This window comes from Amycolatopsis xylanica, assembly GCF_900107045.1.
Lineage (GTDB): Bacteria > Actinomycetota > Actinomycetes > Mycobacteriales > Pseudonocardiaceae > Amycolatopsis > Amycolatopsis xylanica.
Genome location: NZ_FNON01000001.1, coordinates 577,177 through 600,923 on the forward strand (window position 1 = coordinate 577,177; position 23,747 = coordinate 600,923).

Annotated in this window: 24 protein-coding genes; 14 read left to right on the forward strand and 10 right to left on the reverse strand. The window is 69.0% G+C overall.

Annotated features, from left to right (window positions below):
• Positions 1 to 26: 26 nt before the first annotated feature.
• Positions 27 to 3,305 carry an NACHT domain-containing protein gene (locus BLV57_RS02450; RefSeq protein ID WP_091286014.1) on the forward strand — a complete coding sequence of 1,093 codons (3,279 nt, stop codon included), beginning with the start codon at positions 27 to 29 and terminating at the stop codon, positions 3,303 to 3,305.
• 67 nt (positions 3,306 to 3,372) lie between these two features.
• Positions 3,373 to 3,861, forward strand: a complete 489-nt coding sequence (locus BLV57_RS02455) for a hypothetical protein (protein WP_245757111.1) — start codon at positions 3,373 to 3,375, stop codon at positions 3,859 to 3,861.
• Here the strand turns inward: BLV57_RS02455 and BLV57_RS02460 are convergent.
• On the reverse strand, positions 3,846 to 5,222 hold the full coding sequence (locus BLV57_RS02460; RefSeq protein ID WP_091286016.1) for a PI-PLC domain-containing protein: 1,377 nt from the start codon (positions 5,220 to 5,222) through the stop codon (positions 3,846 to 3,848). The genes BLV57_RS02455 and BLV57_RS02460 overlap by 16 nt on opposite strands.
• Before the next feature lie 282 nt (positions 5,223 to 5,504).
• On the opposite strand from BLV57_RS02460, the gene BLV57_RS02465 reads away from it, so the two are divergent.
• Positions 5,505 to 6,674: a hypothetical protein gene (locus BLV57_RS02465; RefSeq protein WP_091286020.1), complete on the forward strand. Its 1,170-nt coding sequence runs from the start codon at positions 5,505 to 5,507 to the stop codon at positions 6,672 to 6,674.
• On the forward strand, positions 6,671 to 8,116 hold the full coding sequence (locus tag BLV57_RS02470) for a substrate-binding and vWA domain-containing protein (RefSeq protein WP_176968475.1): 1,446 nt from the start codon (positions 6,671 to 6,673) through the stop codon (positions 8,114 to 8,116). The genes BLV57_RS02465 and BLV57_RS02470 overlap by 4 nt, the downstream gene beginning before the upstream one ends.
• 2 nt (positions 8,117 to 8,118) lie before the next feature.
• On the opposite strand, the gene BLV57_RS02475 is transcribed toward BLV57_RS02470, so the two are convergent.
• From BLV57_RS02475 to BLV57_RS43155, 7 genes are read right to left on the reverse strand one after another with little or no spacing between them, the layout of a single operon-like run.
• The gene (locus tag BLV57_RS02475) at positions 8,119 to 8,655 is read right to left on the reverse strand and encodes an NUDIX domain-containing protein (protein WP_091286023.1); all 537 of its coding nucleotides are present in this window, start codon (positions 8,653 to 8,655) and stop codon (positions 8,119 to 8,121) included.
• A gap of 28 nt (positions 8,656 to 8,683) precedes the next feature.
• Positions 8,684 to 9,436: a hypothetical protein gene (locus BLV57_RS02480; protein WP_245757112.1), complete on the reverse strand. Its 753-nt coding sequence runs from the start codon at positions 9,434 to 9,436 to the stop codon at positions 8,684 to 8,686.
• The gene (locus tag BLV57_RS02485) at positions 9,433 to 9,738 is read right to left on the reverse strand and encodes a type VII secretion target (protein ID WP_091286026.1); all 306 of its coding nucleotides are present in this window, start codon (positions 9,736 to 9,738) and stop codon (positions 9,433 to 9,435) included. Before BLV57_RS02485 ends, BLV57_RS02480 begins: the two co-directional genes overlap by 4 nt.
• A complete protein-coding gene (locus BLV57_RS02490; RefSeq protein WP_091286028.1) occupies positions 9,735 to 10,127 on the reverse strand; it encodes a YbaB/EbfC family nucleoid-associated protein in 393 nt (130 codons plus the stop codon). The genes BLV57_RS02485 and BLV57_RS02490 overlap by 4 nt, the downstream gene beginning before the upstream one ends.
• A complete protein-coding gene (locus BLV57_RS02495; RefSeq protein ID WP_091286031.1) occupies positions 10,124 to 10,909 on the reverse strand; it encodes an ESX secretion-associated protein EspG in 786 nt (261 codons plus the stop codon). The genes BLV57_RS02490 and BLV57_RS02495 overlap by 4 nt, the downstream gene beginning before the upstream one ends.
• The gene (locus BLV57_RS02500) at positions 10,906 to 11,226 is read right to left on the reverse strand and encodes a hypothetical protein (RefSeq protein ID WP_091286034.1); all 321 of its coding nucleotides are present in this window, start codon (positions 11,224 to 11,226) and stop codon (positions 10,906 to 10,908) included. Before BLV57_RS02500 ends, BLV57_RS02495 begins: the two co-directional genes overlap by 4 nt.
• 17 nt (positions 11,227 to 11,243) lie before the next feature.
• Positions 11,244 to 12,368: a WXG100 family type VII secretion target gene (locus BLV57_RS43155; RefSeq protein ID WP_176968476.1), complete on the reverse strand. Its 1,125-nt coding sequence runs from the start codon at positions 12,366 to 12,368 to the stop codon at positions 11,244 to 11,246.
• Positions 12,369 to 12,612: 244 nt separating this feature from the next.
• On the opposite strand from BLV57_RS43155, the gene BLV57_RS02515 reads away from it, so the two are divergent.
• Genes BLV57_RS02515 through BLV57_RS02530 form a run of 4 tightly spaced genes read left to right on the forward strand, consistent with a single transcriptional unit; the run spans position 12,613 to position 17,083 of the window.
• A complete protein-coding gene (locus tag BLV57_RS02515) occupies positions 12,613 to 13,863 on the forward strand; it encodes a hypothetical protein (protein ID WP_218134565.1) in 1,251 nt (416 codons plus the stop codon).
• Between the two features lie 44 nt (positions 13,864 to 13,907).
• Positions 13,908 to 15,095, forward strand: a complete 1,188-nt coding sequence (locus BLV57_RS02520; protein ID WP_091286044.1) for an AAA family ATPase — start codon at positions 13,908 to 13,910, stop codon at positions 15,093 to 15,095.
• A complete protein-coding gene (locus BLV57_RS02525; RefSeq protein WP_091286046.1) occupies positions 15,092 to 16,315 on the forward strand; it encodes a vWA domain-containing protein in 1,224 nt (407 codons plus the stop codon). Before BLV57_RS02520 ends, BLV57_RS02525 begins: the two co-directional genes overlap by 4 nt.
• A gap of 15 nt (positions 16,316 to 16,330) precedes the next feature.
• Complete coding sequence (locus BLV57_RS02530; protein WP_091286049.1) at positions 16,331 to 17,083, forward strand: endonuclease/exonuclease/phosphatase family protein; 753 nt, start codon at positions 16,331 to 16,333, stop codon at positions 17,081 to 17,083.
• Here the strand turns inward: BLV57_RS02530 and BLV57_RS02535 are convergent.
• The gene (locus BLV57_RS02535; RefSeq protein ID WP_091286052.1) at positions 17,072 to 17,650 is read right to left on the reverse strand and encodes a TetR/AcrR family transcriptional regulator; all 579 of its coding nucleotides are present in this window, start codon (positions 17,648 to 17,650) and stop codon (positions 17,072 to 17,074) included. The genes BLV57_RS02530 and BLV57_RS02535 overlap by 12 nt on opposite strands.
• 86 nt (positions 17,651 to 17,736) lie before the next feature.
• On the opposite strand from BLV57_RS02535, the gene BLV57_RS02540 reads away from it, so the two are divergent.
• The 3 genes from BLV57_RS02540 to BLV57_RS02550 are packed head-to-tail and all read left to right on the forward strand — an operon-like array spanning position 17,737 to position 20,177.
• Entirely contained in the window at positions 17,737 to 18,618 is an 882-nt protein-coding gene (locus tag BLV57_RS02540; RefSeq protein ID WP_091286054.1) for an SDR family oxidoreductase, read from the forward strand.
• Positions 18,619 to 18,670: 52 nt separating this feature from the next.
• A complete protein-coding gene (locus tag BLV57_RS02545; protein WP_091286057.1) occupies positions 18,671 to 19,393 on the forward strand; it encodes a GntR family transcriptional regulator in 723 nt (240 codons plus the stop codon).
• Positions 19,386 to 20,177 carry an arginase family protein gene (locus tag BLV57_RS02550; RefSeq protein ID WP_091286059.1) on the forward strand — a complete coding sequence of 264 codons (792 nt, stop codon included), beginning with the start codon at positions 19,386 to 19,388 and terminating at the stop codon, positions 20,175 to 20,177. Before BLV57_RS02545 ends, BLV57_RS02550 begins: the two co-directional genes overlap by 8 nt.
• A gap of 384 nt (positions 20,178 to 20,561) precedes the next feature.
• Here BLV57_RS02550 and BLV57_RS02555 read toward each other — a convergent pair whose 3' ends face one another.
• On the reverse strand, positions 20,562 to 21,215 hold the full coding sequence (locus BLV57_RS02555; RefSeq protein WP_091286061.1) for a hypothetical protein: 654 nt from the start codon (positions 21,213 to 21,215) through the stop codon (positions 20,562 to 20,564).
• A gap of 472 nt (positions 21,216 to 21,687) precedes the next feature.
• Here BLV57_RS02555 and BLV57_RS02560 point away from each other — a divergent pair, with 472 nt between their 5' ends.
• Genes BLV57_RS02560 through BLV57_RS02570 form a run of 3 tightly spaced genes read left to right on the forward strand, consistent with a single transcriptional unit; the run spans position 21,688 to position 23,733 of the window.
• The gene (locus tag BLV57_RS02560) at positions 21,688 to 22,191 is read left to right on the forward strand and encodes a hypothetical protein (RefSeq protein ID WP_091286064.1); all 504 of its coding nucleotides are present in this window, start codon (positions 21,688 to 21,690) and stop codon (positions 22,189 to 22,191) included.
• Positions 22,192 to 22,240: 49 nt separating this feature from the next.
• Entirely contained in the window at positions 22,241 to 23,161 is a 921-nt protein-coding gene (locus tag BLV57_RS02565; protein ID WP_091286065.1) for an SAM-dependent methyltransferase, read from the forward strand.
• Between the two features lie 20 nt (positions 23,162 to 23,181).
• On the forward strand, positions 23,182 to 23,733 hold the full coding sequence (locus BLV57_RS02570) for a hypothetical protein (protein WP_091286068.1): 552 nt from the start codon (positions 23,182 to 23,184) through the stop codon (positions 23,731 to 23,733).
• Positions 23,734 to 23,747: the final 14 nt, after the last annotated feature.

Sequence of the window (23,747 nt, forward strand, 5' to 3'; positions counted from 1 at the left end):
TCGTCGTTCTTGTTTGGGGAGGACATGTGGCGCGGTTGACGTACCAGGACGCGGTCAAGATCCTGGGCGCCGGGAACAGCCCGGTGGTGCAGGCGCTGGACAAGGTCTTCGGCGGGCTGCTGCTGGGAGCGACTCCGTTCGTGCCGGAGCTGCTGTCGATCTTCGACGCCAAGAGCGAGCTGACGAAGCTGGCCGACGAGCTGGTCACGCACGGCATCGACAAACGGCGCAAGCTGACGCAGTTCGACCGGATCCAGCGACTGCAGGCGGCACGCGGTGTGCTGACGGTGACCGCGTTCTTCGAAGCTTTGGAACGCGCCGACCTGCCCTTTCGGCTCGCGGATGCGCAAATCTCGCGCAAGGACGCGATGGGGGTGGCCGCGCCGGTCACCGAGCGCGGCTCGCTCGCGGAGATCACGTCCGCGATTCTCGAGACCGAGCTGCCGCTGCTCGGCGTACAGGCCGACAGCAAGCGCGTGCGGGCGGAACTCGAGAACTGCTACAAGAAGCTGGCCGATCGCTTCCTCGGATTCATCACGGGCCTGAATGTCTGGGATGAGCTCGACGAAACGCAGCGGCTGTCGACCGAGGTGATCCTCGATCGGGTCGTTCCGTCTGTGGCTGCCCTGCGGTTCGATGTGTTGATGCAGCGGGCCGCGACCGACTGCCCCGAGTTCGCGATCTGGCTGAATCTCGCCGGTCACCAGGCGACCAGGGACGGTCTCGCGAGGATCGACGAAGCCGTGCAGGTGCTGCTCGACAGGGCGGAGCCGGTCTCGCGGGTACCGCCGGCGTTGCAAGCGGTGGTGCGGGTCAACCGCGCGATCCTGGACCGGAAGCTGATCAATGTCGACGAGCTGCCGGAAGGGCTCGACGCACCCAAGGTCGGCCAGGCCTACATCAACCCGCACTTCAGGTTGGTGGAAGCCGATCTTCAGACTCCGATCAACAGTGAAGACTTCTGGGACGGCACGGAGCCCCGGACGGTGTTCGGCAAGTTCCTGCTCGGCTATCTGGCCACGCCGTGGGCTTTGCTCAATCCACTGGTGATCCTTGGGCATCCCGGCGCCGGGAAATCGCTGCTCACCCAAGTGCAGGCGGCTTGGCTGCCGTCACCGGACTACGTGACCGTTCGCGTTCCGCTGCGCGACGTCCCCGCGGACGCCGAGATCCACGAGCAGATCGAACAGGCGATCCGGCTGGCCACCCACGAGTCGGTGACCTGGCCGGACTTCGCCAGGGCGGCCGGCGAATCGGTGCTGGTCGTGATGCTCGACGGCTTCGACGAGCTGCTCCAGGCCACCGGGGTGAGCAAGTCGGACTACCTGGTGCGGGTCAAACGGTTCCAGGAGATCGAAGCCACCCAAGGGCGGCACGTCGCGGTGATCGTCACCAGCCGGGTGACGGTCGCCGACCGGATGCGGCTACCCGGCCGGACGGCCGTGGCCCGGCTCGAGCCGTTCGAACTCGGCCAGGTGGAGCGCTGGCTCGACGAGTGGAACGACGTCAACCGCGACTACCTGGTCAGGGCGGGCCACGGACCACTCGACCTCGATGTCGTCGAGCGCTATCTCGACCTGGCTTCGCAGCCACTGCTCCTGCTCATGCTGGCCGTGTACGACGCCGAGGCCGGTGCGCTGCGCGATCCGGCCGGGACTTTGAGTCAGACCGAGCTGTATGAGCGGCTGCTGCGGCGGTTCGCGAGCCGTGAGGTGTCCAAGCAGGACAGTGAAGTCGGCGAAGACGCGGTCGAACGCGAACTGATGATGCTTTCGGTCATCGCGTTCGGCATGTTCAACCGCGGTGCCCAGTGGATCACCGACGACCAGCTCGCCGAGGACCTGACCGCGCTGCAGCTCGCCCCGCAGGCGCGGCAGAACGTGACCGCCGGGCACCGGCGGCTGGCCGGGCCCGCGAAGGACGCGCTCGGCCGGTTCTTCTTCGTCCATCGAGCGAAGACCTCGCTGGACGACGCCGAGATCGGCACCTACGAGTTCTTGCACGCGACTTTCGGCGAGTATTTGGTCGCCCGGCTGGTGTGGCGCTGCCTGCTGGACATGGTCGATCGTGCGGCCCACGAGGATGGACGCTTCTTCTCGGCTCCGCAGCGGGTCAACGACGCGAGGCTCAGGGCTTTCCTCTCCTGGTCGGTGCTTTCGGTCCGAGCCACTACCATGCAGTTTCTCGATGAGTTCGTCGCGGCTCTTCCGGCCGGGCGGCGAGCCGAGCTGCGCGGCGCGGTCCTGGCCGCCTTCCAAGACCTCGATCAGCCGGAAGTCAACGTGGCCTACCAGGCTTATGTCCCGGTCGGCAAAACGCACACGGCGCGACTGGCGACCTACGGCGCCAACCTGGTCTTGCTCATGGTGACCATCGGTCCGGATGTTTCCGCGGGCGAACTCCACCCGCATGCGGGAAACGCCGTGGACGCGTGGCGTCGCACCGCGCAGTTGTGGCAGTCGCAACTGGCCACGGGTGAATGGTTGAGCATGACGGACGCTTGCGTCGCCGTCCGTGAGCCGGAGGGCGGATCCGTGCGCATTTTCAGTCGCGGTGACGCGACTCTTGTGGGGGAACAATTCGAGAGCAGGTCTTCCGCTGGGGACGAGAACGATTTCGAGCTGACCGTCAGGTTCGGGTCAAGCTACTTCTTCAACTCCGCGGAGCTTCTTTGTGATGGTGAGACCGACATGGTGGTCAGCGCGCTCGGCGGCCAGCATGGAACTCTTGGCAGATGGCATGCTGTCAGATTCGAAGATGGTACGGGTGAGTTTTCCCTGGTGGCCGCGCTTTCGGCTGCCTTCTTCTTTCATGGTTCCGATGTTCCCCTGACGGAAAGGATCGCTGCTTACCGGCGACTTGTGGGAGTCTGTCGCGTCTTCGCGCTGAACCATGTCGCCGACTGGCGTCAATTGTCTACTCAGATACTTCACATGCTCGTCAATGACGATCTCATTCCTCCGGATTTCGTCGTGGCGCATCTCGATGACCTTGCCGGCGCTCGTCGTTCTCCGGAAGGTGCGCGCAATCTAGGTTTACTCTTGCGCTTACTGCCGAGAATCTCAGAGTACGACGTGTTCCTGTCGTCGCTGGGTGACCTGCTGGAGCGAAACATCCTGAGTGTCGAACAGATCGCCGAGACGTGGTGTGCTCTGGCCGAGGCGGGCATCCCGCGCCCGCGGTTCCACGAAGCGCTGCATGAGCAGGCCCACCTTCTGCGCTGGCCAGAGCGGGGCGAGTTGCTCGCCCGCCGCCCCGACCTCCTCCAGCGCCTCTCCGCACTCGACGACGAAGAGTTGCTCTAGCGAGGCAACCTCCCCGGCGTCCCGGGCGTGCAGGTGATCAGCGAGGGGACGCTGAAAGGGGATATTCATGTCTTTTCCGATAAGACGCGGCCTGGTGGCCGCAGCGGTGTCCGCACTGGCCGCCGGAGTCGCCGTGCTGCCGGCGCAGGCCACGGAAGACGTCTCGTGGTACATCGGGCCGTCTCCGGTCGACCCGGGTGGGCAGTTGTACGCCAAGACCCAGGCGGCGAACGGCGGGTGCACGCCGAGCACGCCGGTGACCTCGGCCGGTCTCGTCGAGCCGCTGCGCTGGACGATCGGCGGCAACTTCGGCACCTACGCCGGCTATGGCACGGCGGTGAAGAAGCCGGGCAAGTACGTCGCCACGTTCACCTGCACCAATGGCAAGAAGACGTCGCGGACGTTCGTCGTGAAGGGCACGCCGGAGCCGACGCCGACCAAGACGCCGACGCCCACCACGACCAAGCCGAAGCCACCCGCGCCGAAGCCGAAGCCGCAGGTGGTCGTCAAGCCGAAGGGGGCGCCGGCGACCGGCGGCGGTTACTCGGCCGCTTGAGCCAGCAGTGACTGGTACCAGCCGTCCCACGGATGGTTGGTCGCCGGGTAGTTGGCGAGCGGGCTGGTCGCGCGGGACGGGTCGTCGAAGTCCCAGCCCCGCACGGCACGCCCGGCTTGGCGGGCCGCCACGATGAACGAAGAACTCGACGCCGGAGCGGCGTAGAACAGCGCGCCCTGCTTGAGTTCCGCGCTGTCGCCTTCCTGGTATTCGTCGAACGCGGTCTGCTGATAACGGATGCGGTCCCCGGTCACGCCCGTGGCCGAGTACCGGAGCGTCTGGGCGGGCGTGGCGCCGTCCGCGCCGGTCCAGACGCTCACCGGGCCCGAGACCGACTTGGGGTAGCGGGCGTCGGAGGTCTTCGCGTTGCCGGTCCAGGTGACCGTCTGGCCGCTGAGCGTGCCACGCCATTCCCAGTTCTGGCTGCTGCTCTGGCTTTTGTGGATCTCGCGCAGCGCCGAACCGGTGAACGCGATCGTCGGCAGCACGCCGTTGTCGTACTGATGGCTCGGTGACCAGGTGATCTCGCCGTCCGCGCCGAGCTTGCCGACGTGGTACCAGAGCGTGCTCGCGGTCTCCGACTGGTGGACCTCGACGAGCGTGCCGTCGTCGCGCAGCGCGACCGCGGGAGTCTGCCCGCTGTCGTATTTGCCGTGCCTCAGCCACGTCACGCGATTGTCCGCGCCGAGCGTGCCGGTCCAGTACCAGAGCGAACCGCCGCCGGAGTCGTGCACTTCGACCACCTGGCCGCGCCCGTTGACGGCGACCGCGGGGTGGTAGCCGAGGTCTCGGCGGTACTCGGCGCGGGTCTTGCCGTCACCCGAAAGCAGGCTGATCACGCGCCCGCGCAGCGCGTCCACTGACGGCAGATCGCCGGGATAGTCCTTGGCGAGCAGCAGTTTGGCGCCGAACGCGCTCTTGAGTTCCTGGTTGAGCGCGGTCAGGTTGCCCGCCGCGTACGACGGGTTGTCGGTCAGGTCGTCCTTGAGGTCGAGCATGACGACCAGCGGCGCGTGCGTCCGGTGCGCGTCGGACCACGCGGACACGACCGCGAGCCAGTCGCGCAGGTTGTTCGACGCGGGGTTGCCCGCGTGGTCGACGTCGTTGCCCGGCCCGGTGTGGCCGAGCGCGTAGTCGCCGGTCGAGCCGTACAGATTGTCGTGGATGTCGAATTCGAGGAACCGGACACCGTGGTCGAGCTGGTAGGTGATGGAGTTCTTGGCGCCGCCGGAGTAGCTGTTGTGCGTCGCCTTGAAGACGGCCGACGCGAACGGCGTGTCCGCGGTCGCGGGGCTCGCGGCCAGCCCGGCGGTGAGCACCACCGCCGCGGCGAGTACGCCTGCCCGTTTCACACTGCTCATGACTTCGCTTTCGTCGCGGGTACGGATGAGTAGCCCTCACTTTGTACCGGCATCGGACCTTGGCCGGTGGCGTTTTCCGGAAGCGGTCGCTCCACGCCCCGGGGGATGGCACTGAGCGTGCCGGCCCGCCCGCCGCGCACCTGGCGCTGTCACCTGGTTCGTGAATTGCCGGAAAACACCACTCTCGTGCCGCCGGATCGGGGTTTGCCCGACCATATCGAGACCGAAACTCCACTATTCGGCCGAGTGCCTCGTGGCGCCGCACCCCGTTGAATTGGCGCCATGAGCGAGGTGCGGCACGACCATGATCGAGTGTACGAGGGCAAACCGGTGCCCGGACGGGCGCGTCGCGGGCGCATTCATCCGGTCGTGGTCATCGTCGTGCTCGTGGTGACGATCTGCGGAGTATTCGTCGGTGTCAGGGTCTTCAGCGGCTCGGGGGAACCGCCGGTCACCGTGGTACGCGCCTTGCTCGCGTCCAAGCGGGAATTCTTCGAAGACGCCGAGGTCAAACGGTTGCTGCTGGCCAAGGGTTTCCGAGTCGAGGTGACTCCGGCAGGCTCATTCGACATCGTGCGGTCCGAAGACATCGATTCGTATCATTTCGTCTTCCCGTCCGGCCAGTCCGCGGCCGATCTGATTCGCGACCGCCGTGCGCGTCGCCATGCCGTCCCCTTTCGGCCGTTCTTCAGTCCCATTGTGCTCGGCACCTTCCGTGAGTACGCGGACGCGCTGGTGAAAGCCGGCGCGGCGACCAAGCAAAACGATCTCTACTACACCTTGGAGCTGGACAAACTGGTCGACCTGATGGACCACGGGAAAACCTGGAGCGACTATCAGGTCGACAACAGGAATCGGCTGCTCGCGCAAATCCCGGATCCGTGCCGGACCTACTCCGGCTCCATCTACGTCGCGCTCCTGTCGTTCGCGAAACACAGCGGCAAGACTCCCGTCGACGAGGCGGAGGCGCTCGGGTGGGCGAGCGAGATCAAGCCACTGTTCGACGCCGAAGGCCAGCACGGCGAGGACCTGTCGCCGAAGTACCTCGCCCCGGAAGGCCGGAGTTTCGCGCCCGTCGTCGTCATCTACGAGCACCAGTTCATCGCGCACCAGGTCAGGACCCACGACCGGACCGGGCGGCCCGACGCCGAGCGGGTGCTGCTCTACCCGAGCGCGCAGCACGAGACCGCGCCCGAGCTGATCTCGTTCACGCCGGAGGGCGACCAGATCGGCAGGCTGCTGATGGAGGACCCTGGCCTGCGGCGGCGGGCGGTCGAGCTCGGGTTCCACGTCCTCGGCGTGGGCGAGGACGTGCAGAGCCCGGAGTTCTCCTCGATGCTCACCGGCCGTGGCCTGCCGGTCCCGCGCAACGGGGTCGGCGACACCGAGACCTGGCTGCCCAAACCGGCACTGTTCGAGAAGATGATCACCGCGATCGCCGGTTGCCGATGAGGTACCTCGTCGCGCTCCTGCTCTTGACGAGCCTGATGACCGGCTGCACGGCAAGTGGTCCCACGCCGGTGAAGCTGACCGTGCTGGCCAGTCCCGAGCTCACCGACCTCGCGCCGGTGCTGGACGACCTGAAGCACGCCACCGGGATCGAGCTGGCGATGGAATTCCGCGGCACTGTGGAAGCGGGCGACGAGCTGGCCCGCGACGCGTCCCCGTTCGACCTGGCGTGGCTGTCCACCAACCGGTTCCTGCGTTTGGACACTGCCGCGAAGCCGCAGTCGACGAGCCTGATGCTGTCGCCGCTCGTGGTCGGCATGAAGGCGGCCAAGGCGAAACAGCTGCGTGAAAGCGTCGGCGGGCAGCCGTCGTGGGCCGACCTCGCCGACCGCGCGGCGCTGGGGGAGCTCAAGTTCGCGATGGCCGACCCACGCCGGTCGAGCAGCGGCATGGCCGCGCTCATCGGGGTCGCGACCGCCGCGGCCGGTACCGGCGCCGCCTTGCGCGCCGAGGACGTCGGCTGCGACCGGATCCAAGGCTTCCTCGCGGGCCGGGCGTTCGACACAGCCGAGTTCGTCCAGCGTCAGCACGAGGCGGACGCGCTCGTCACGCACGAATCGGAAGTGTTGTCGCTCAACGCTTCCGGCAAGCTGGCGGAACCACTGGAGGTCGTGTACCCGCGTGACGGCATCATGCTGTCGGATTACCCCCTCACCCTGCTGAAGCCGGCCCAGCGGGCGGTGTACCAGCGTGCCGTCGACTGGCTGCGCGCCGAACCGGCCCAGCGCGCGATCATGGACCGCACCTCGCGGCGGCCGGTCGATCCCACGCTGTCGCGCCCGGAACAGCTGCGGCGTCCCGTCGGGAACCCGCTCTACTTCCCGGACCGGCGTCAGGTGCTCGACACCCTGCTCGCCGCCTACGACCGGGCGGGCAAAGGCCGCCGGGTGATCTTCGTGCTCGACTATTCGACCTCGATGGCGGGCACGCGCGTGGCGGGGCTGCGTGAGGCGTTCGCGAAGCTGGCCGGGTTCGATCGCTTTTTCGTCGGTGAGCAGGTGACGATCATCCGCTTCGCGAGCCAGGTGCTGGAGGAACGCGCGCTCACCATCGGTGGCCGGGCCGACCTCGACGCGGTGAACGCCGTGGTGGCCTCCGACGGGTTCGCGGCGGGCACGGCGATCTGGTCGGCGCTCGGGCGCGCGTTCCAGCTCGCGGACGGCGGCACTTCGATCGTGCTCATGACGGACGGGGAGAACAACACCGGCCTGACCGCCGCCGAACTGCTGGGGCGTGCCGGGCCGCGTGCGAAGACCTTCGCGATCCGCTTCGGTGAGGCGAATCCGGGCGAGCTGGACCAGGTCGCCCGCGCCACCGGCGGCCGTCTCGTCGAGGCGGGCGCGAAATCCCTGCTGGACGCGGTGAAGGAGATCCGCGGCTGCTGAAGTCAGCGGCGGCCGAACTCACCGTAGAGGGTGTCGCCGTCGAGCATCGCCCGGTAGGCCAGCTCGATCCGGCGTGCCTTCGACGGCCGCAGGCGCGTCTTGGCGGCGTCGAGGTCGAGGAACTCGCACTGGCTGATCTCGTCGGCCTGTAACCGGATTCGCCGGATCCGGTCGTCGTCGAGCACGCCGCCGTCGAAGATGAGCTGCATGCTGTCGCGCCACAACCCGTGTGTCGGCATCCAGTCGACCACCAGCAGGCGTCCGATGTGGACTTCGATGCCCAGCTCCTCGTGAACCTCGCGACGGCAGGCGGCGAGCGGCGACTCGTCGTTCTCGGTCAGGCCGCCCGGGATTTCGAGGTATGGCTTGTAGATCGGCGAGACGAACAGGACGCGGCCCGCCTCGTCGCGGATGAGCGCGCCCGCGGCCACGCTTTTGCGCGGCAGCCTGCTCGCGATCCCGGTGACGAACTCGCCCTCCGGCTCGCCGTCGTCGAGCAGGTCCTGGGCGAACAGCGCGGGGTCGCCGCTGTGGTTCATCGAGCCGCCTCATCCGGTCGTGCGATTTTCAGCGCACCTTATCGCCCTTCGCTCCGGCACTGAGCTGGGTGAGCGCGGTGGTGACCGCCTCGACGGTGCCGAGCACCGCCTGCAGCAGCCGCAGCAGGTTGTCCGAGCTGGCCAGCAGCGTGCCCATCTTCTCGGCGATCTTCTGGCCGTACTCCACGGCGATCTGCACGACCTGCGGAATCGCCGCCGCCACGCTCGCGCCGAACGTGGCGGGTGCGGCGGCCACCGCCTGGGTCATGATCGGGATGATCTTCCCGGCCGCTTCGGTGATCAGGCCGGTGACCAGCGCCGTCACCTGAGCGACCACCTGACCGGCGCCGGACAGCGCGTGCGAGACGGCCGTGCTCGCCTGCCCGAGCGCCTTGATCCCGTCGGCGTGCTTCTTGCTCGTGTCCCGGTAGCTCGTGCCCGCTCCGCCCGACCACCCGGTCGTTTCCTTGTCCGACGACTCGCGATACGAATCGGCCGCGGAGGCGACGTTCCGCCCGGCGCCGTCGAGGCTCCGCGAGTTCGACGAGACCGGGCTCGGGTCGCCTTCGAGCTGCTTGAGCGGCTCTTCGAGAAACGAGACGAGGTCCATCACCATGCCGAAGCCCGCGCCCGCGATCGCCGACAGCGGGCTCGGCACCGGCCCGAGCAGGTCGAGCGCGGTGGTGGCGCCGCCGAGGCCCGCGGCGACCCAGTCCTGGTTCTTCACGGCCTCGGTGGTCGATTTCAGGTCGGCGAGCAGCTGCGAAGTGTCCGCGGTCACCGGAAGTCCTCCCAGCGCATCGTGTTCGTCTCGTCGGCCCGGTCGTAGCCGTCGGCGGCATGGACAAGCCCGGTGCTCATGTCGTCCACAGTGGACGAAGCATGTGCGAGCGCGGCCACGGTCCGCGCCATCGCGTCACCCAGCCCGGCGGTGAGCGGCTGGACGAACCCGCCGAGCGCCTGCGGCCCCAGTCTGTCCGGAAGTCCTTGTGACACAGCGGAAAGCTGATCGGCCAGCGCGCCGACATTCGCGGCGTGCGCGCGGATCTGGGCCGCGTCGACCTCGAAACCGGGTGTGCTCATCGGGTGATCTCCGGTGGATTGGTGAAGTAGTCGTCGTCGCGCGCAGGGCGGGCTTCGGCGGGCAGGTGGTCCTTGACGAACTCCAGCGCGGGCCCGTCGCCCAGGTAGCCGGTCATGATCTCGACGACCTGCGTCCCGACCGCCCGCTGCGCCTGCTGAGCCGTGGCCAGAATCAGCCGCGCGAGCTGATCGGCCTCGAGCGTCCGCGCCGCCGGCGTCAGCCGCAGATCTTCGAGCGCGCCACTCGCGCCCACCAGGACCTGCACCTCACCGCGCGGCGAGATCGCGCTCCCGCCGACCTGCCGCAGCCGATCGCTCGCCATCCGGGCACTGGCCGCGGCGCGTGCGAGAGTCTCGTCGTAGTCCGCCAGCCACTGTGCCGCCGTCATCGTGGTCCCCTCGAAGCCATGGCCAGCTCGCTCAGTGCCAGCCTTAAGTCGTTGTGCCGCAACGGATTCACGCTCACCCATCCGGTGGCGCGATTGATCCGGACGCGTCCGCGCGGCCCGTCCAGCCACGACAACTCGGCGCCGATGCGCGCCGAGCCCCGTGTCGCGCCGACCTGCCCGCGTCCGATCACCGTCGACAGCAGCCCGGCGAGCTGGTCGAGCACAGCCGGATCACCGCCGCAGTCCCGGACCAGGGCCCGGAGCCGCCGCTCGTGCTCGCGGTCGTTGTCGTCGGCCAGCCCCGCCGCCGCGTCCACGGCGTACGCGGGCAAGGTGATCGGCATCGACCGAGCCGCCGGGCATTCGGGCACCAGCGCGAACAGCTCGTCGGCGAGCATCGCCTCGGGCACGCGCCAGACCCGCACCATCCCGGTCAGCTCGTCGTCGAGCCGTTGCCGGCAGATCAACGCCCACGACCGGCAGACCATCGCCACGGCCGCGATGGTCTGGTCGCCGTCGGCCACCACCAGATCGACCGTGCCCCGCCGGTGCCGCAAGGCCGCGACCACGTCGGCGGCGATCCCGGTCGGCCCGTTCTCGTCGGCGAGGCCGCTTGCCTCGAGTGTCGCGCCCGCCGTGCCGAGCAGCACTTCGCGTTCCCCGTCGATACGCCCGAAAGACGGAATCCGCAAGGGAAACGGGAAAGCCGTCCCGGCGTGCGCGGCCAGCAGATCCAGCTCGACCAGTCCGAAGTGGACGGCTTCGGTCACGGCGGCCGTCATTTCCGGCCGCCCTTCTTGACCGCCTCCACGCCATCGGACTCCCGGTCGAGATACCGGCTGACCGTGGCCTTGAGCGCGTGATGGAAGCCGGTGACCTCGGTGTCGGCCGCGCTGACCTCTCCGGTGAGCCCGCTCCGCCCGGCCGCTTCCCGCAGCCGCTGCGCGAGATGCAGCGCGGGCGGCGCGGTCCCGAGCGGCGGTAGCCGTTCGGCGAGCCGGTTCGCGGAACCGACGAGCGCCGCCGTCTGATCGCCGACGGTGCTGATCGCCGTGACCTGCGCGGTCAGTTCCCCGGGTACGACGCGAAATCCTGGCATGTGTCCGCTCCCGTCCGTCACAGCCCGATGACCGGCGTGCTGGTCATCTCGTCGGCGTCGAGCAGCGGCTGGTCGAAGACGGGCATGCGGTTCTTGTGCTCTTTCTCTTCCTCGCCTTGGGCACGCGCGCCCTGGCCCGGCATCATCCCGCCGTTGCCCGCGGCCCGCGCCGCGGCGAGCTGGGCCATCGCCGCCCGCCCGGCCAGCGCGGCGGCCAGCCCGCCGCCGGTCATCAGCCCACCTGTCAACCCGGCTCCGGTCGCCTGCCGCCAAGGCAGCCCGGCGCCGGAACCCGGGGAGCCGTCCTGGTACCCGCCCGCGTAGCCGGCCGCGCTGGTCGTCTCGTCGGCACCCAGCCCGCCGAACGCCTTGGCCTTCGTGGACCCGGCGGGCGCGACGGCTTCGCTGCTGGTGCGCAGGCTTTCCTCGTAGCGCTGCATGACATGCACGGCTTCGGCCTTCTGCTCGGCGGCCGCGACATCGGCGAGGAACAGGCTCGCGCCACCGGCGGCGACCGCGCCGATCGCGGCCCCGATCAACGCGCCCGGCCCGGCGCCGACCCCACCGGCGCCCGCGCCGACGATCGCCCCGATCGCCGCACCCGCCCCGGCCCCGGCGACCGCGGCACTCGCGGCGGGCCCCAGCGCGTCCCCCGGCGGCGGTGGCATGGTGTTGCGCGCGGTGGCCAGCGCGTCCCCGGCACCTTGAGCCGCCTCGCCGACGGTCGCCGCTCGGCTCCCGATCCCGGAGGTCCGCTGGCTGAGTTCCCCGAGCCGGTCCGCGGCCCGTTCGGCGGCTTGCCCGCTCCAGTTCTCCTTGAGGGAACCACGCTGGTCACGAAGCGTTTCGGCGTGGTTGGTGAGCTCGGTGCCGTGCCGATCCCACTCCGCCGCGACCGCGCTCACGTCGCCGACATCGGCGTCGTCCCACAACATCCGATACAGCTGCTCGTGGGTGTAGGCGTTCCAGTTGGTCCCGTCCGGGAGAGTGGGCGACCCGAAGTAGCCCTCCCAGACATTGCGCAGCATCCCGATGATGGGCTCCGCCAAGTCCCCGGCCATGCCGATGGCCGCCCCCGCCAGGTCTTCCACGCCCGCTGACGCCGTGTCCACGATGGTCCCCACACCGGGTTCGCCCGTCATACCCCCGCCTTCGCCCGCTCCTCGCTGCCTTGACGGCGAAGGTAGAGAAGGCCGATGAAATCCCGATGAAACGGCATGGCCGGTTCCGGCGGCTTGATAAACATCTCCCGCTTCGCGTTGATCCTGTTACGCTTGAGGAGATGAGTACCTACTCAAGCCGATCGGAGGTTCCGTTCGCCCAAGGTGAGTGCTGATGCACCCTTTGACCGCGAATGAGAACCCAAGACTCCTTTTCTGGGCACGAGTGCGTGAGTTCGCCGTGCCACCGTCGATGATCGAGACGGCGACCGCCCGCCGTGAACTGGGCGATTGGGCCGGAGCGTGCGCTGCCGCGCACGTCGACGTGGATCTGAACCTGCGAGCGGTGGGCCGCGCCCATGGTGATTCCGTGGCCGCACAGGTCCGCGCCGATCTGCGACATCTGGCTCCGGACCTGCTTCGCTGGCATTTTCCGAGGATCGGGCCGGATGGTGTGCTGCGGCCCGGTCTCACGGTTTCCCTGGCGCGGTACGGTCCGGCGGCCGAGGGCGAACGTGCGATCCACCTGGTGGCGCGGACGCCGCCTGCGTGGGCCGATGCCGGTCAGCGGATCAGCCTCGCGCTCTGGGCGCCGTCCCGGGGCGATCCGGGGGCGGGTCTTCATCCGCATCCCCGCCCCGCCCGCCGGTATCGCCTCGATTTGCACCGCCATTTATGGGACGTGCGCAGGGCCGGTGAGTTACGGGAGCGGGCCGGCCGCTGGCCGTTGGACTTCGCGCGGGATTGGCTCCCTCCCGGAGTCGGTGCTTGTGCCGTGGATCGGTGGCAGGCCGAGGCAGAGCTCTTGCTGCGCGACGAGGGACGCGAGGGCGACGTTGTCGCAGTGCGGCTTTCCGCCCGGCACAAGCTGATGCTGAACCTGGGCACGCCGCGCGAGATGGCCTTTGACCGTGCGGCGCCGGTCCTGCCCGAGGCTGCGACCTGGGTACTGCCCGATCTGGAGTTGCTTCATGCCGGGTTGATCGATGCGGACCGGCTGCATCCGCTCGTCGCGTCGGCACTTCGGCCCGGCCATCGCCCGTCGCGGAATCCTTGCGCGGTAAGGAATTCGCGCCTTGTCGAATGCCGGGGTGCCACGCATCGCCTCGGGGTGGTGAACGGCGTGCTCGTCGCGCTGGACCATGACGCCGGCGAGGTGCGCCGCGAGGAGCTGCTGGGGGCCTTGGGCGGCACCGAGTTGCCGTGCCTGCGTGCCATCGACGAGGCACACCGCCATCCGGAAAACCTGGTGGAGGTTCGCGCCAGGCTGGACCACGGCGACACCGCGGGCGCACTCGCCGCCGTCGAAGCTCTGCTCGGCCCGGACGTGCTCTTGCGCGATGGCGCGTTGCGCGATGAGCTTGAGACGGCGGTGCGCCGCCAGGTGGCTCATGGGCTTTACCGGGCCGGACTGGCCGGTTATCGGCCTCCTTCGTCCAAACAGGACCGCCGTCGCCGTCGCGCGACGCTTCGCTGAACCCGCATACCTCGACCCGAAGGTGATCAAAACTGTCTACTGCCATGGATATTTCCGCCGGGCTGCTCGCCATGCTCGACGACACGACCACCGAGTCGCGGGTGGACATCCAGCTGGAAGCCTTGACGCTGGCCGTGTCCGCCGATTTGCCGGTGCTGCTGTGGGGTGAGCCGGGCATCGGCAAGACCGCGGCGCTGAACCAGCTCGCGGAAGCCGTCGAGCTGCCACTGACCACGGTGATCGCGAGCGTGCACGAGCCGTCCGACTTCGCCGGTCTGCCGGTGGTCGGCGACGATCCCGCGGTGCAGGGGGTGCCGATGGCCCCGCCGGACTGGGCCGTGCGCCTGGTCCGGGCGGGCCGGGGCCTCTTGTTCCTGGACGAGCTGTCCACCGCGCCGCCCGCGGTGCAGGCCGCGTTGCTGCGCGTCGTGCTCGAGCGACGGGTCGGCGCGCTGCGCCTGCCGCCGGGTGTCCGGATCGTGGCCGCCGCCAACCCGCGGTCCTCGGCGGCCGACGGCTGGGAGCTCAGCCCGCCGCTGGCCAACCGATTCGTCCATCTGCACTGGACCTACGACCACGACGTCGTGGTGCGTGGGCTGGGCGGGACGTGGCCCAAGGCGGAGCTGCCCAGGTTGAACAGGGCGCGGCTGCCCGAGGCGGTGACGTTCGCCCGCCGGGCGGTCTGCGGACTGCTGGCCGCCCGGCCGGGACTCGTCCATCAACTGCCGAAGAGCGAAGCACGCCGCGGTGGCGCCTGGCCGTCGCCACGCAGCTGGGAAATGACTCTGCGGCTCGTCGCTTTCGCCACCGCGGCCGATGCTTCCCGGGACGTGCTGTCCATGCTCGTGCGCGGCACCGTCGGGGACGGGCCGGGCCTGGAGTTGCTGGCGAGCATGGACCGGATGGACCTGCCGGACCCCGAGACGCTGCTCGCGGATCCCGCGTCGGCGGTGCTGCCCGAACGCGGCGATCTGCGCCAGACGGTGCTCGACGGCGTGGTGGAAGCGGTCCGCAAGCGGCCGGACCAGGACCGCTGGAACGCGGCATGGTCGTTGCTGGTGCTGGCTTTGGACACCGGCGCACCGGATTTGGTCGTCGTGCCCGCCGCCACGCTCGCCGCGCTGCGCCGCGACGACTGGGAGGTGCCGGCTTCGATCGAGCGACTGGCCGGGGTGGTGTCGGTGTCCCGGCGCGCGGACCAGGCCGTGGCCGCCGGGGGTGTCCGCCGATGACGCCGGGGCAGCTCGACGAGGAGAAGCTCTTCGCCGCCCGGCTCCACGCCGTGCGCAGCCGGCCGTATCTGGCGACGGCGTTGTTCGCCTTGCACACCGTGGAATCACGGCACGTGCCGACGATGGCCGTGGACCGGCATTGGCGCTGCTATGTCTCACCGTCGTTCGTGGACCGGACACCGTTGGAGGAGCTGGCCGGTGTCTGGGTGCACGAGGTTTCCCATCTGCTGCGTGACCATCACGGGCGCAGCGACCGGTTCGCCGCGAAGCACGAGCTGACCGGGCCCGCGGAACGCTTGCGCATGAACATCGCCGCGGACTGCGAAATCAACGACGACGTCTTCGGCGACGGGCTGGCCCGGCCCGAGGGCGCCGTCGAACCGGCACTGCTCGGGCTGGCCGCCGGGGAGCTGATGGAGGACTACCTGCGCCGGTTCCGGCTCGGATCGTCCACCGCCGAATTCGCTTGGCTGGACTGCGGCAGCGGCGCCGACGGGCTCGAGCGGGACTGGGATCTCGGCGCCGACGGCGCGCACGGGCTCAGCGACCAGGAACGCGATGCCGTCCGATTCCGCGTCGCACAAGGCATCAACGGCAGCCCGGGCAGCGTTCCGCAGGGCTGGCAGCGCTGGGCGCAGGAGGCGTTCCAGCCGCCACAGCCGTGGCGGGAACTGCTCGGCGCGGCGGTCCGGTCCGCCGTTTCCGGCCCAGGCGTCGGCGAGGACTACACCTACGGCCGGCCTTCGCGCAGGTCGGCGAGCGTGCCAGGGGTCATCATGCCGAGCCTGCGGCGCCGTCCACCCCATGTGTGCGTGATCGTCGACACCTCCGCGTCGGTGAGCGACGCCGAGCTGGGCACCGCGCTCGTCGAAATCGCCGCGATCGTCCGCGCGGTGGGCGGCAGGCGCGATCTCGTCTCGGTCCTCTCGTGTGACGCCGCCGCCCACAGCACACAGCAGTTGTGCCGTGCCGAAGGGATTCCCTTGGTGGGTGGCGGTGGCACCGATTTGCGGACCGGCTTCGCCAAGGCGCTGCGCGGCAGTCCCCGTCCCGATGTCATCGTCGCTCTGACTGATGGTGACACCCCTTGGCCCAAGGCACGACCGCCCGCCCGGACGGTCGTAGGGCTCTTTCCCCGCCGGCGTCAACCAGACGAGAACGATCCCGACTACAAACCCGACGTTCCTCCTGCTTGGGCGCGGGTCGTCACGTTGGGATGAATTAGTGTCTTCGCCATGAGCCGCCTGATCATCGTCCTGGTGGCGCTCGGGGTTCTGGTCATACCGTCGTCGGACTCCACGAGCGCAGGCAACACGATCACCGTGCTCCAGCTCAACATCTGCCACGGTGGCATGGCCGGCTGCTATCGAGGCGATGCGGTGCTGGCGAAGGCCGCCGAAGTGATCAGGTCGGGCAAGCCGCAGGTGCTGTCGGTGAACGAGGCGTGTTCGGGTGACCTCGACCGGCTGCGGACGGCGATGGGGCCCGCGCGGGCACTGTTCGTCGCGGCACGCAACCTCGATGGCACGCCCACTTTGTGCCGTGACCGTAGCCAGCGGTACGGCAACATCATCATGGTCTCGAGCAGGTTCGCTGGCGCCATCGAGGAGACCGGCACCTACACCGCCCAGTACACGGCCGCCGACGGCTACCGGGAACTACGGTCCTGGGGCTGTCTGCGCGCGGCCGGCCTCAGCGCTTGCACTACGCATCTGTCCGCGGACAACGCACCGACCGCGCTCGCACAATGCCAGGACCTGATGCGCCGCGCGGCGGGCTATCCGCGTCCTGTCATCGTCGTCGGCGACTTCAATCTGAACGACACGGGCATGCGGGACTGCGACCCGCCTGGGTTCTCGCGCCGGAGCGACGGCGACGTCCAACACGTGGTCGTCAGCGATGACCTGTCGTTCACCCATGCCACCAAGATCGACATGATGGGCACGACCGACCACCCCGGCTTGCTGGCCACCACGTCAGCCCAGTGACGCGCTCGCGGCGCGCAGCTCGTCGAGGGCTTTGAGGAGACACGCCGCGAACCCGTCCTCGGCGACACGGTCGCCGCTGGACCATTCGAGGTACCCGCGCTTGAAGGCGAGGACGCCGAGTTCACCGGCCAGGGCGGCGGTCGGATCGGGCACGCCCCGTGCGACCAGGGCGGCGCTCATCGCGGCCGCCAGGCTGACGCTCTTGAGTGCGTCGCGCTCCTGAAGTTCGGTGCTGGCGGCCACGGCGGCCTTCAGGCGCGGGGCGATCTCCCGGCTCACCGGGCCTATCGCGGTCGAGGCACGCACGAGACCGGCGGCGACCGCGTCGAGTGGGCTGGTGCCGTCGGGCGCCTCGGCAATGCCTTCGGTCAGCAGCCTGCAGAGGGTTTCCTGTCCGGCGACCAGCAGCTCGCGTTTGTCGGGGAAGTGCCGGAAGAAGGTGCTTTTGGTGACCCCGGCGCGCTCGGCGATCTGCGCGACCGTGGTGGCGTCGTAACCCTGCTCGGTGAACAGGTCGACGGCCGCCACGACGAGGCGTTCGCGCGCTCCCGGTTCCCATCGGCCCATGGGACCCAGTCTAGGTGATGGGACTTTTGTCCCGTCACCCTGCTACTGTGATGGGACAAGAGTCCCATCACTGACGGGAGAGTTTCATGCGTGTCTTCATCACCGGCGGCACCGGCCTGATCGGGTCCGCGGTCGTCGCCGAGCTGCTGGGCAACGGCCACACCGTCCTCGCACTCACCCGTTCCGACGCCTCGGCCCAGGTCGCCGAGGCGGCCGGCGCCGAGCCGATCCGGGGAGGCTTGGCCGACCTGGACGTCTTGCGTGCGGGCGTCACCAAGGCTGACGGCGTGATCCACCTGGCCTTCGCCAACGACTTCAGCAGCCCCGAAGCGCTGGCGAACGCGGTCGCCGAGGAAAGCGCCGCCCTCGCCGCGCTCGGCGAGGCGCTCGTCGGCAGCGACCGACCTTTCGTCACCTGCTCGGGCACGCCCGCCGTGCCTGGCCGTGCCTCCACGGAGGCCGACTCGATTCCGGCCGAAGGTCCGCTCGGTGGCCGGGGCCGCGCGGTCATGGGAGTCTTGGATCTGGCCTCGCGCGGTGTCCGGAGCTCGGCCGTCCGCCTGCCGCGGACCGTCCACAACAACGGCGCGGGCGGGTTCGCCGGGGTCCTGACCGGGATCGCGCGGCGAACCGGAGTGTCCGGCTACCCGGCCGACGGCACGCAGCGCTGGCCCGCCGTGCACGCACACGACGCCGCGGTCCTGTTCCGGCTCGCACTCGAGCGGGCCGAGGCCGGAACCGCCTGGCACGCAGTGGCCGACGAGGGTGACCCGGTTCGTGACATCGCCGAGGTCATCGGCAGGCGGCTGGATCTGCCCGTCGAATCCGTGCCCCCGCAGACCTACGGCGCCCTGGGCGCCATCTTCGCGGCCGACCAGCCCTCGTCGAGTGCTCACACCCGGCAGGTGCTCGGCTGGGAACCCAAGCACCCGAGCCTGCTCGCGGACCTGGAGAACATCCAGCCCTGACGAGTCTTTTCGCGCTTGCCGGATTGTCGGACAATATGGCAATCTGGGCCGCATGGATGCCGAACCCGTGCCGAACCCGATCACCGGCCTCGGCGCGGGCATCCAGCGGCAGAGCACCACCGAGCAGGCCGCCGAAGCCGTCCGCCAGGCCATCTTGTCCGGCAGGCTGCCGCCGGGCACGCCACTGCGCGAGGCCGCCGTCGCCGCCGAGCTCGGTGTCTCCCGCAGCACTCTCCGCGAGGCCGCGCGGACCCTCGAAAGCGAGGGCCTGGTCCATTACCGGATGAACCGCGGCATCGTCGTCGCGGACATCACCGGCCCGGATGTCACCGACCTCTACGCCGCCCGCGCCGCCGTGGAGCTGGCAGCGGCCGACGCCCTCACCGAGCACCGCGACCCGGTGATCTACCAGAGACTCGCCGACCTGGTCGACCAGATAGAACGCGCCTTCGCCGACGGTGACACCGCCGCCGCGCTCGACGGCGACCGGCTCTTCCACGCCACCCTGGTCGGGGCCTGCGGCAGCCCCCGGCTGCGCCGCTTCCACGAGCAGCTCCAGCAAGAACAGCGCCTCGCCCTGGCGCTGGCCGAACGCTCCCGCCGTGAACTCGGCCGCACCACGGACGACCACCGCCGGCTACTCGACGCACTGCACGGCACCCCCGAACAAGCCAGGGCGGAGCTCACCGCCCACCTGCGGGCCGGCGCCGCCGAACTGCGACGGCTGCTCGACCTGCTCGCCCGCCAGAACGAAAGGGAAACACCTCGTGGCTGACCACGGCACCGGCGGCGCCTGGGATCTGATCGTCACGCCCTGGCACCTCGACGAGCACATCCCAGCCTTCCCGATCCCCGCCACCGCGACCGAAGTCGTCCGCCCGGTCCTCCCCGCAGGCCCCGTCCCCGCCCGGATGAACCTGCTGCACCGGGCAGCAGCCGACGTGGTGACGCGGGCCGACAGGCCCCTGGTGCTTTCCGGCGACTGCCCGACCTCCCGGGCAGCGGTGGCCGGGCTGCAGCGCCGCCATCGCGACCTGGCCGTACTGTGGCTGGACGCCCATGGCGACTTCAACACCCCCGCCATCTCGACCAGCGGCTACCTCGGCGGCATGGCACTGGCGATGCTGACCGGCCGCACACCGGGCTTGTTCGACGACATGCTCGACTTGCGGCCGGTCCCCGATACCAGCGTCGTGCTCGCTGACGCCCGCGATCTCGACCCCGCCGAGCGCGACGCTCTCACCGCCAGTCACGTCCACCGCATGCCCGCCGAGCCTGCCGCGATCGCTTCCGTTCTCGACCGGCTCGGTCCCGTCCCCGTCTACCTCCACCTCGACATCGACGTCATCAACGGCGCTCAGCTGCCCGGCGCGCGCTTTCCCTCCGGCCCTGGTCCTTCCCTGGCCCAGATCGAGGAGTGCCTTTCCGTCGCCTGCGCGACCGCCACTATCGTCGGCGCTTACCTTGCCTGCGCCTGGCTTCCTGAGCATGCAGGCGACCAGACCAGCCGCCAGGCGATCACCCGGCTCGCCGTGGCACTCGGCGCCGACCTGCGCTGAGCTCAGTCCTTCGGGTGGTGGTCTCTTGGGCGGAAAGCCGAACGTGGCGGGTCTGGGCGGCTGGGTGAGGGCCTCCTTCACGCACCTGCGCAAGCCTTGTCAGGCGTGAGCGAGGGGTTCCCCTGCTGCGTTCAATGCCGCGGGGGATCCCCTCGCTCCGCCTGACAAGGCTTGCGCGAGTGGTACCTCTGCTCCGTTAGATGCAGCAGAGGTACCACTCGCGTCGGCAGTCCCTCTGATCCGAGTTTGATCGCGCAGCGAGGGGACCCCCGAGTGCTTACTACGCACTCAAGGGCACCCTCGCTTCATTGCGTAACCACCTCGAACCCGGCCAAGGAACTCCACACCGGCCAGCCCCGGAACACGCCATATTTGACCTTCCCCTCAGTAGAAGCGGCCGCTCCAAGGATCTCCGGCGCCGATTCGTGTCGCGCTGCCGCCGGGTGGCAGGTCGAGGATGTCGATCAGGCTTTGGTCTTCGTCGATGGCGTGGTGCAGGTGTCCGATCTTGGCGGTGCTGCCGTCGGCGTCGGAGGTGCCGATGAGCTGCCAGACGCCGTCGTCGGCGTCGTGCTTGACGAACAGGATGGGCTCGCGGCGCTCGAAGACCTCTCGGGTCTGGACGCAGGTGGTTCGCAGCAGCCAGTGCCGCATCCACCAGGCTCGTCGGTCGCGCTGCATGACCTGGTCGGTGACCCACCAGATGAACGGCAGGTCCGCATGGGCGCGTGCCTGTTCCGCGGTCAGGTCCGGTCCGCCCTGCGGCACGCGTTCGAACGGGTCGTCGGTCAGCGAGAACGCATGCCCGTCCGCGTTGTCGAAAATGACGGCATGGAAGGTGCCGCCGCCGGGGTTGCCGGCGCCGATCCCGACCGACAGGCGGGCGACGTGCGGGTCTGCCCCGGTGGTCCAGCCGAGTGCGTACGAGGCCAGTTCACCCTGCGGGCCGATGAACTCCCCGAACGCACGGCGGTCCATTCCGGTAGCAGCGCATGTGGGTGCCTCGATGAGCGCACCCTCCAGTACCTGGATATCCACCCCGGCAAGGTAGCCGATCAAGAATCCACCCTCGCAGCACCCGCGACCGGTCGCCGGAGGGCGGGGTGCTGGAGTCGGGGTGGCGGTTGGATCTGACCGGCATCGAACCCGCGGACCACTGGAAACCATGCTCGGCATCGCCCCCGCGATGAATACCTAGGCTACGACCGGTAAATCCGCTCGGTCTTGTCTTGCCTTGGTGTTCTCGGCTGTCTCGCAGCGACGTGCGCCGGTCGCCGACGTGGCCTGCGACCGACTCCCGGCCGAGGGTGAGCGTGGCAACTTCGGATTCCTCCAAGCCGTGTATGCCGCGCACGTCGCCAGACAGCAGGGGTGACCGCAGCCATGGGTCTATTGGCCTGTTCCGGCCATTTCTACAGAGGTGTCACCCCAGCGGGCATAGGCCGGATACCCTCGACTCGCCGTCCGAGACTTCGCCCTCACCGCCGTTCTGAAAGATGCCACTGACGCAATGCCAGACATCGTGAGACATCTGACCCCAGGCGAGCGCGAGAAACTGCGCACCATCACCTCGATGAACGGGGTGGGCCGGACACTGCTTTCCTCAACTCCGACCGACGCCTCCGGCGCGCACTTCATGACACTGTGGTTCACCTTGCTGGGCCCGGTTTTCCCGATCGGCCGGTACTACCTGCGGTCTGCCGAGCCGGATCCGCTGGGCGGCGGCGTCCACATGATCGGTTCGCATTCGCGTTACGACATTCTCGGCCGGTCCTCGCTGGTTCCGGGGGAGGTGATCCGCACCTACTTGTATTGCTGGCTTCTGGCCCCTCTCGCGGTCGTGGGCCCGCTCGTGCCGTTGCTGGCGAACATCGATGATGTGTGGGCCGCAATCGGATTTTGGGCCTTCTTTCTCGTGGTCGGTGCTCTGCTCGGCTTGGCGTTCGCCCTCGTCTACGGCACTCGGTTCGTCTCTCGCCGGTGGCGGAAACCGCGAGCGATGCGCTGGCAGTGATCGTGGCCGCGACGGGCCGATTCGAATCCACCGAAAGACGGGACGGCGCATGACTTCTGCCAGGCAGGACGGTGACACCTGGGATCTGGCGTCCGGTGTCGGCGCGACCGCCACTTTGGCCGCGGTGGCGCGGGCGATGGCGATGCGAACGGATCGGTCGCTCATCGACGACCCGTTCGCCGAACCACTTGTCCGGGCGGTCGGCATCGACATCCTCACCCGGCTCGCGACCGGTGAAGCCGACCCTGGCGACCTGGTCGGGCAGGAGGTGATCGACGGAGCCAAGGTACGTACCAGGTTCTACGACGAGTTCTTCCTGAACGCGGCGAACGAGGGCATCACGCAGGTGGTGATTCTGGCCTCAGGGCTGGATTCCCGCGCGTACCGGCTGCCTTGGCCGACCGGGACCGTGGTGTACGAGATCGATCAGCCGCAGGTGATCGCATTCAAGACTCGCACACTGGCCGAGCTGGGCGCCGTGCCCACCGCCGACCGCCGAGTGGTCGCGATCGATCTGCGCGACGAGTGGCCCACCGCGCTGCGCGACGCCGGGTTCGACCCTGCCCAGCCGACCGCGTGGAGCGCCGAGGGGCTGCTGGGCTACCTGCCACTAGAGGCGCAGGACCGCCTGCTGGACACCGTCACCGACCTCAGCGCACCAGGAAGCCGGGTGGCCACTGAGAGCAGGCCCAACCCTCGACCTGGCGACGAGGACAAGACGAAGGAAGGCCTGAACCGCGTCTCCGAACGCTGGCGTGCGCACGGTTTTCATCTCGACCACGCGAGGCTGCGTTATTTCGGTGAGCGCAACGAAGCGGCTCCCTACCTGGCCGACCGTGGCTGGACGCTGAACGGAACCAGCAACCGAGACCTGTTCGCGGCCAACGCCCACCCGCCCCTCCGGGATGACGACCTGCGCATGGGTGGCGTGCTCTACGTCAGTGGCGTCCTCGACAAGGCGACGGGGTAGCGGCTCACACGGACGAGACGATGAAAGCTGTCCACTGTGGACTCCAGATCGTGCCGGACCATAGATCATTCGCCGAAGACGTCGGCCAGCGCGGCCGCCTCTTGCGCGCCGTGTTCCTCCGCCACGTCCAAGACCCCGTATGGTCGACCGCTGTGAGCTTCGATGTCTTCGTCCAAGGCTTCCATCACGGCACGGCCGCGCTACTGCCCAGCGCCGCGTTCCACGCGGTGTTCGGTCCTCGGATCGACCGAACGGAACCCGCACGCAACTACTGGCACGTTGTGGCCGCGGACTCCAGCGAGTCGGACATCTACGCTCGAGTCGACGGCGAGTCCTTTGACGGCTTGATGCTCAGTCGTTTCACCGACGGCGATGTCCTCGACTTGGTCGCCGAGTTCGCGCGGCGCGCCAATGCGGTGATCATGCCGGTCGGCGGTCCCATTCTCCTGATCACGCCCGGCCAGCATCGGCACCTTCCCGCCGACCTGCTCGATGCCGGTGATGTCATCACGGTCGCGAACGGTCATGACATCGCAGCCGCCATCCGGCCCGGGCGCCATATGTGCGGATGATCAACTGGCGCGCC